Source organism: Streptomyces sp. NPDC041200, from assembly GCF_055591805.1.
On the sequence record NZ_JBVIZF010000035.1, the window covers coordinates 58,423 to 65,243 of the forward strand.

Sequence of the window (6,821 nt, forward strand, 5' to 3'; positions counted from 1 at the left end):
ATACCAACGTCCCGATTTCTCGCTGACCGTCACGACAACAGCCCTCCTCCTTCCAGCAGTTGACGCACCGTCTTCACCGCGTCCTCCCCCAGCGGCACCTGCGGCGCGGCCGTCGCCGGGCAGGCGATGACGCCCAGCAGATGCAGCGCCGCCTTGAACGCGCCGAGCGCCGAGGAACTGCCGCCCATCACGGCCGGATCCCCGGCATCGGTGAGCGCGAACAGCGCCGCCAGCCGATCCTGTTCGGCCGCCGCCCGCTCCCAGCGGCCCGCGCGGGCGTGCCCGTAGAGCCGTACGTAGCCCGCCGGGTCGACATTGCCCAGCCCGGGGACGACGCCATGGACCCCGGCCAAGAGGGCTCCGTCCACGGCGAGTTCGGACCCGGTGAGCACGGAGAAGGAGTCCATGAGCCCCCGGCGGCGCACCTCCACCAGCAGCCGCCGCAGCGCCCCGTCCTCGCCACTGCTGTCCTTGAGCCCGGCGAGCGTGCCGTCGGCGGCCAGCTCCAGCACGACCTGGGGCGGCAGCTTGGAGTGGACGGAGGCCGGGATGTCGTACGCGAACAGCGGCAGCCCCGCGCCCTCGCGCACCCGCCGGAAGTGGTCGGCGATCTCCACCGGATGCGTACGGGTGTAGAAGGGCGCGGTGGCCACGATCGCGTCCGCGCCCAGCGCGGCGGCGGTACGGGCATGGTCCACGACCCGCTCGGTCGCCATGTCGATCGCCCCGGCGAGCACCGGCACCCGCCCGGCCGCCACCCCGACCACCGTCTCCAGGACGGTACGGCGCCTCCCGTCACCCAGATACGCCGCCTCACCACTCGACCCGAGCGCGAACAGCCCGCTCACCCCCGCGCCGATCAGCCGCTCGGCGAGGGCGGTGAGCGAGACCGTGTCGACCTCGCCGTCCGGAGTGAGGGGAGTGCACAGGGGCGGGACCACACCGGTGAGCGGAGCCGGAAGACTCATCAGGACCCTGCTTTCTCCATGCTGCGCAATGGGGCAATACGGACGTCGGACGTCCTATGTTTTGGGCCGAATCTGACTGAGCACCAGCTCGCTGTCAAGTACGCCTCCGCGCGGATGACGCCCAGCGCCCCGTCCGCATACCGCCAGCCATCGCGTCGTCCGCGGACGACGATGAGACCCATGAGCGACCACGCATACGAGATCCGGGCCATCGCGCCCGAGGTGGCGAAGCAACTGCGGATCATGGACGACGCGGGCAACCCCCCGCGCAGGGTGGTGGACGAGGAGGGCGACAACCCGCTGCGCTGCTGCCTGGGCCGGAGCCTGCCGGGCGAGACCATCGTCCTCGTCTCCTACGCCCCGCTGCGCCGCTGGGCCGAGGAGACGGGCGCCGCGCCCGGTCCGTACGACGAGCAGGGTCCGGTCTTCCTCCACGCCGAGGAGTGCGACGGCTGGACGGGCCCGGGCTTCCCGTTCGGCATGTGGGACGACCACCGGGTGCTGCGCGCCTACTCCGCGTCGGGCGACATCCTCCGCGGGCAACTGCTGACCGGCGGCGGACAGCGCGCGTGCGAGGAAACCCTCGCCGAGCTGTACGCGGACCCCGAGGTGGCCGCGGTCCATGTGCGCTGCGTCGAGTTCGGCTGCTTCGTCGCCGAGACGCGCCGGGTCGGTTAAGCGGTGCCGGGCCGGTCAGGCGGTGCCGGGCCGGTCAAGGGGTGTCGTGGCGCGCCTCCGCGAGGGCGCGGCGGCATAGGGCGTCGGCGCGGCGGGTGGTTTCGGGCTGGCGGTAGTCGCGGGCCAGGTGGAGGGTGTGCGCGCAGGCCTCGTCGAGGGTCACCCGGTGGCCGACGGACACGAACACCGGCTTCACGCCGTCCCGGGTGCGCAGGGCCCGGCCGACCTCCTCGTCCCCGTCGAGCAGCGGCGTCCAGTCGCCGCGGTGCGGGCCGGGCGGGTCGTGGCGGAAGGTGAAGGGGTTCTTGGCGACGCCGATGGTCGGCAGCCCGGTGAGCACGCCCAGATGGCTGGCCAGCCCGAAGCGGCGGGGGTGGGCGAGGCCGTAGCCGTCGCAGACGACGACGCCGGGGCGGTGGCCGAGCCGGTCCAGGGCGCCGAGCGCGTCCAGGACGGCCGGGATCTCGCGGAACGCCAGCAGGCCCGGCACGTACGGGAAGGTGACCCGGCCGACCGCCGTCGCCTCCCCGGCGACGGCGAGGGTACGGGCGTCCAGCGCGACGGCGGCCGCCGCGACGGCGCCCCGCTCGTCGTCGTACGCCACGTCGACCCCGACGACCGCTCCGGGCCCGCCGCCCGGGGCGGGTACGGCCCCGCCCTCGGCGCGGACCGATCCCCGCAGCCGCTCCTGCACGGCGGTCGCCTCGGCCTCGGTCGTGGGCCAGTCGGGCGGGAGTTCATAGCGGGGATCGATGGCGCTCGTCATGACCGGTCACGCTACCGGCTGTCTTCCTCGCGGCCCCCGGGGACCGCCCCGGGCGGCGGACCTTATCGGGCAGCGCTGATCCGGCGGGTCGGCTCCAGGCGGGCGATGCGGCCCTGTTCGCCCGACGCCCAGCAGCCGCCGTCCGGGGCGCAGTCCACCGTGTCGTACGAACCGGAGTCGACGGTGCGCCAGGTGCGGCCGCCGTCCGCCGTCACGTCGGTGCCCGTCGGGCCGACCGCGAGGGCGGTGTGGCGCGCGTACGGGAGCCAGGCGGCGCCGGAACGGTAGGCGGGCGGGGGCTGGGCCGCCGGGGTCCAGGCGGCGCCGCCGTCCGCGGTGACCGCGGCCGCGCGCGGGGACGGCTGGTCGGCGCGGTAGTCGCCGCCGACGGCGAGGCCGTGGCGGGCGTCGCGGAAGGCGAGGGCGAAGACGCCACGGGCCGGGTCACCGGCGGGGATCGGCGCCTCGGCGACGGTCCAGGTGCGGCCGCGGTCGGCGGTGCGGAAGACCCGGGCGGTGGCGGCGCCGCCGGTGGCGAACCACGCGTCCCGGCGCCCGGCGCTCACCAGGCACTGCCCGCTCGCGGCGAACGCGGCCTCGCCCGGCAGCGCGGCGGGCATCCCGCCGGAGGGCCGCACGCGCCAGGTGCGGCCGCCGTCACCGGTGGCGAGGATGCGGTACTTGCCGTCCACGGGGTCACTGAGCGCGAGCCCGTGGCGGGCGTCGAAGAAGGTCAGGCAGTCGTAGAAGGCGCGGGGGTCGGGGTTACGGAACGTCTCGCTCCAGGTGGCGCCGCCGTCGTCCGTACGGAAGACCCTCGACGCCTCGCCCTCGCCGATGGCCAGCACCACCGCGCGCCGCGCCCCGAGCGCCTCGATGTCGCGGAACTCCAGCCCCGCCGCGCCGGGCGGGGACACGTCGCGCCAGCTGCGGCCGCCGTCGCGGGTGCGCAGCACCGTGCCCTTCGTGCCCGCGACCCAGGCGGTCTGGCGCCCCACGGCGGCCAGTCCGCGGAAGCGGGCGTCGGTGCCGCTGTCCTTGAGCCGCCATCCGGCGCGTATGCCTTCCGCGTCTTCCGCCCCACCGGCTTGCGCGGGTGCGGCGAGGACGGCGGCGAGCGCCGCCCCGCAGAGCGCGGCGGCCGCCATACGTCTCATCATGCCCATGATCCCCATGCCCGTCATGGGGGTGGAAGCTAGCCCATGGGTGGTACGCCGTCCATAACGCCCTGGTGTGTGGGGAACAGCACTCGGCGGCGCCCGCGGTTTCCCGCGAACGCCGCCGAAGAGCCGTCAACCGTGCCGGGTTACTTGTTCACGCAGAGCCGGACCAGCAGCGACACGCAGTTCTGCGAGTCGTCGGTCGGCGCCGACGTCGGGGTGTCGGGCTGGCTCGGCGTTCCCTGCGGGTCCGACGTACCGCCGCCGTCACCGCTGCCGCCACCGTCGTCCGTCGGGTCCTGCGAGGGCGACGAGGGATCGGACGTGGGCTCGGACGTCGGCGTGGATCCGGTTTCCGTCGGCTCGGGCGACTTGGTCGGCTTGGACGGAGTCGTGGGCTTTTCGGACGGCTCCGAGGACGACGGGTCCGACGGAGCGGACGACGGCTCCGTGGACCGCGAGGGCGACACCGCGCTCGACGGTACGTCCGAGGGCCCGACGCCCGTGGACGGCCGGCTCCGGGAGGCCTCACCCTCGCGCTTGCCGTCCGCGTGCGGCTTGTCCGGCGTCCGCGACGCGGCCTCGGTCGCGTCCGTACCGGAAGAACCGGACGAACCCGAAGAATCAGGCGCGTCGGAGGACTTGTGGCTCGGTGCCGACGCCACCGCGGCAGGCTGGCCCGCCTCCGCAGCGCCGCCGTTGGTGAGGGCGAGGCCCGTCATGATCGCCGCACCGGCGACGAACAGCACCCCGGCCCCGGCCACCGCGACCGCCACCGGCCCCGCCTCGCGCACCTGACCGTGCATCAGGTGGCGCATCGACCGGCGGCCCGAGACGAGCGGACCGTTCGCCGGAGCCGCGTGCGCGCCGCCGATCGGCACGGTCGCCGGACCGCCCACCCCAGCGGCTCCGGCGCCCGCCGCCGCGGCGCCCGTCGTGGCCCAGCCGCCCGCGGCGGCCAGCGGCCGCAGGTACGGCGCGGTGCCCCGGTCGTACAGCGCCAGCAGCGCCGGGCCGGTCAGCGCGGCCAGTCGGCCATCGGCCGCCACCAGCCGCTCCATCCGGCACCGGCAGTCCCGGCAGCCGTCGATGTGCACCGCGATCCGCTCGGCCTGGTGCGGATCGTCCGCCCCCATCACATGGCCGGGCAGCCCGTCCCAGTGGCCGCCGCAGGCGGCGCTCGCCGGAGTACCGGGCTGCGCGCGCAGGAACTCGTGACGCAGGCTCCCCCGGGCCCGTTCCACGAGCGCGGCAGCGGTCTCGGGGGTCGTCCGCGTACGACGGGCCGCCTCCTCCGGCGGCAGGTCTTCCGCCTCGGCGAGCCAGAGCGCCTTGACCCAGCGCTGCGGCAGCTCACCGAGGACACGTATCAGCGGTTCGAGCAGCGAGGCCTGCTGCGGCGGGCCCCAGTTCACGGAGGCCACGGCGAGCCCGCGGACGGCGCCCGTCAGTTCGCCCGGCAGGGCGTCGGCCTCGATGGACTCCCCCGCGCGCAGCCGCCGCCAGACGCGGAAGTGCGCCTCGGCGACGAGGTCTCCCGCCATCCAGGGGTTACCGGTGAGGGTGCGGGCGTACCCGACAAGTCGTGGATATTCGGATTCGTAAAGCCGGGTGTACGCGGCCGCATCCAGCGCCGCGGGACGTTCGGTCATGGTGGAACAACCCCTGGGGTGGGTGCCTCGGGAGAGCGGAGTGCGGCGGAAGTTTTGTAACAGCTCCGCACGGCACCCGAGACCGTGCATGGATTTGGCAAGCCTAAATGCCGTATGTCCCCCCGAAAAACCAGTCGTGACGCACGTCACGCCCATCGCGGGTGCACTGGCCACTTGGCCCGTACGTCTTATGGACGTAGAGACGGCGAAGGCTCGCACCGATCGCAAGGGAGCAGGCGTTGTGACCACTGTCATCGACCAAGCAGTCCAGGCCCACCTCATCGCGTCGACCCCGGAAGCACGCGCCATCCCGGCGTGCCTGCGCTACGAGCGCGACGACCCGTTCGCCGTCCGCGTCTCCTTTCCGCCCACCGCGTCCCTCGACGGCTCCGCCGTGGAGTGGACATTTGGGCGCGAACTGCTCGCGGCCGGACTGCGCGGACCCGCGGGCAGCGGTGACGTCCAGATGTGGCCGTGCGGAACGGAGCGCACCGTGCTGGAGTTCCACGCGCCCGAGGGCATGGCGATGGTGCAGTTCGACACCGCGGACCTGCGGCGGTTCCTGGACCGCTCGTACGCGGTGGTGGCGGAGGGGGCCGAGGGCGGGGAGCTGGATCTGGACGACGGGCTGGCGTCCCTGCTCAGAGACGCGGCCTGAGCTTTTCCGTCCCGGGTCAGCTGGTGGTCGTGGTCGCGGCGGTGGTCGCCGCTGACAGCGCCGTGGCGACCGCGGCGGCCAGCGCCGCCCGCACCTGGTCGGCCACGCCCTCCAGCGCGGCCCCCGGCGCGCCGCCGCGCGCCTCCAGCTCCGCGATGCGCCGCCGGTGCGTGGTGAGGTCCTTGTGGGTGACGACGGTCGTCAGCCCGCCCGCCGCGGCGAGCGCGATCAGCGCCGCGTCCCGCTCGGACACCTCGGCCACGGGCTGTTCCCCGGACAGGACGCGCACCGCCTCGTCCCGCATCTCCGCGACCAGCTGGGACCGTTCCACCGCGTACTCCTTGACCGGGAACAGGCCGAGCACCCGCCGGGTGCTCACGCGCAGGTACCCGGCCGCCCGTAGCTGGTCCCGTACGGCCCGCTCGGTCAGCTGCGGATGATGCCCCACCCACGTCCCCCAGCGCCGCGGCCGCGACTCCTCGATCAGCTCCAGCAGCCCGTCCAGCACCGGGTCGCCGGTCCGCGCGTCCGGCAGCGGCTCGGGCCACCCGTCCGCGTCGACGAGCAGTTCGCGCTGCGCGAGTTCGGTGAGCGCCCCGGCCTGGACGAGATAGCCCAGATGGGTGACGGGCTTGCCGGTGCCGGGGTCGAAGGCGAGCAGGTAGAGCGTGGCGGCGAGGGAGAGCGAACCGTTCGGCACGGGATCCTCCGGGCAAGATTCGGTCGGGCGGGTGCACCGACCCTAGGGGGTGTCTTGTCGATCAGGCCGGATCAGCGAGCGGCGTCTGGTGCAGGGAGCACCTCCCAGCGGTAGCTGGGGGAGGCGCCGCGTGCGACGAGCGCGGGGCCGCGAGGTGCCGTGCCAGGCGTCGGGAGCCCGGCATGATCGGCAAGACACCCCCTGGGGACGAGTGCCCTCCCCGGCGGCGGCGACGCGCA

General features: G+C 74.5%; 7 protein-coding genes. 2 read left to right on the top strand and 5 right to left on the bottom strand.

Annotated elements, in window-relative coordinates:
* Nucleotides 1–29: 29 nt before the first annotated feature.
* A complete protein-coding gene (locus ACZ6CL_RS37005; protein ID WP_468944420.1) occupies nucleotides 30–968 on the bottom strand; it encodes a dihydrodipicolinate synthase family protein in 939 nt (312 codons plus the stop codon).
* A gap of 180 nt (nucleotides 969–1,148) precedes the next feature.
* Here ACZ6CL_RS37005 and ACZ6CL_RS37010 point away from each other — a divergent pair, with 180 nt between their 5' ends.
* Nucleotides 1,149–1,646, top strand: coding sequence for a DUF1203 domain-containing protein (locus ACZ6CL_RS37010; protein WP_468944422.1), 498 nt, complete (start codon nucleotides 1,149–1,151; stop codon nucleotides 1,644–1,646).
* A 34-nt stretch (nucleotides 1,647–1,680) separates the two neighbouring features.
* Here ACZ6CL_RS37010 and ACZ6CL_RS37015 read toward each other — a convergent pair whose 3' ends face one another.
* The 3 genes from ACZ6CL_RS37015 to ACZ6CL_RS37025 form a co-directional block, all read right to left on the bottom strand.
* On the bottom strand, nucleotides 1,681–2,412 hold the full coding sequence (locus tag ACZ6CL_RS37015) for an endonuclease V (protein WP_468944425.1): 732 nt from the start codon (nucleotides 2,410–2,412) through the stop codon (nucleotides 1,681–1,683).
* A 62-nt stretch (nucleotides 2,413–2,474) separates the two neighbouring features.
* Entirely contained in the window at nucleotides 2,475–3,587 is a 1,113-nt protein-coding gene (locus ACZ6CL_RS37020; RefSeq protein ID WP_468944440.1) for a WD40/YVTN/BNR-like repeat-containing protein, read from the bottom strand.
* A 131-nt stretch (nucleotides 3,588–3,718) separates the two neighbouring features.
* Complete coding sequence (locus tag ACZ6CL_RS37025; protein ID WP_468944426.1) at nucleotides 3,719–5,224, bottom strand: RNA polymerase sigma factor; 1,506 nt, start codon at nucleotides 5,222–5,224, stop codon at nucleotides 3,719–3,721.
* Between the two features lie 241 nt (nucleotides 5,225–5,465).
* On the opposite strand from ACZ6CL_RS37025, the gene ssgD reads away from it, so the two are divergent.
* On the top strand, nucleotides 5,466–5,882 hold the full coding sequence (ssgD, locus tag ACZ6CL_RS37030; RefSeq protein ID WP_468944429.1) for a spore wall synthesis regulator SsgD: 417 nt from the start codon (nucleotides 5,466–5,468) through the stop codon (nucleotides 5,880–5,882).
* Nucleotides 5,883–5,898: 16 nt separating this feature from the next.
* On the opposite strand, the gene ACZ6CL_RS37035 is transcribed toward ssgD, so the two are convergent.
* The gene (locus ACZ6CL_RS37035; protein WP_468944432.1) at nucleotides 5,899–6,582 is read right to left on the bottom strand and encodes a GOLPH3/VPS74 family protein; all 684 of its coding nucleotides are present in this window, start codon (nucleotides 6,580–6,582) and stop codon (nucleotides 5,899–5,901) included.
* Nucleotides 6,583–6,821 lie beyond the last annotated feature (239 nt).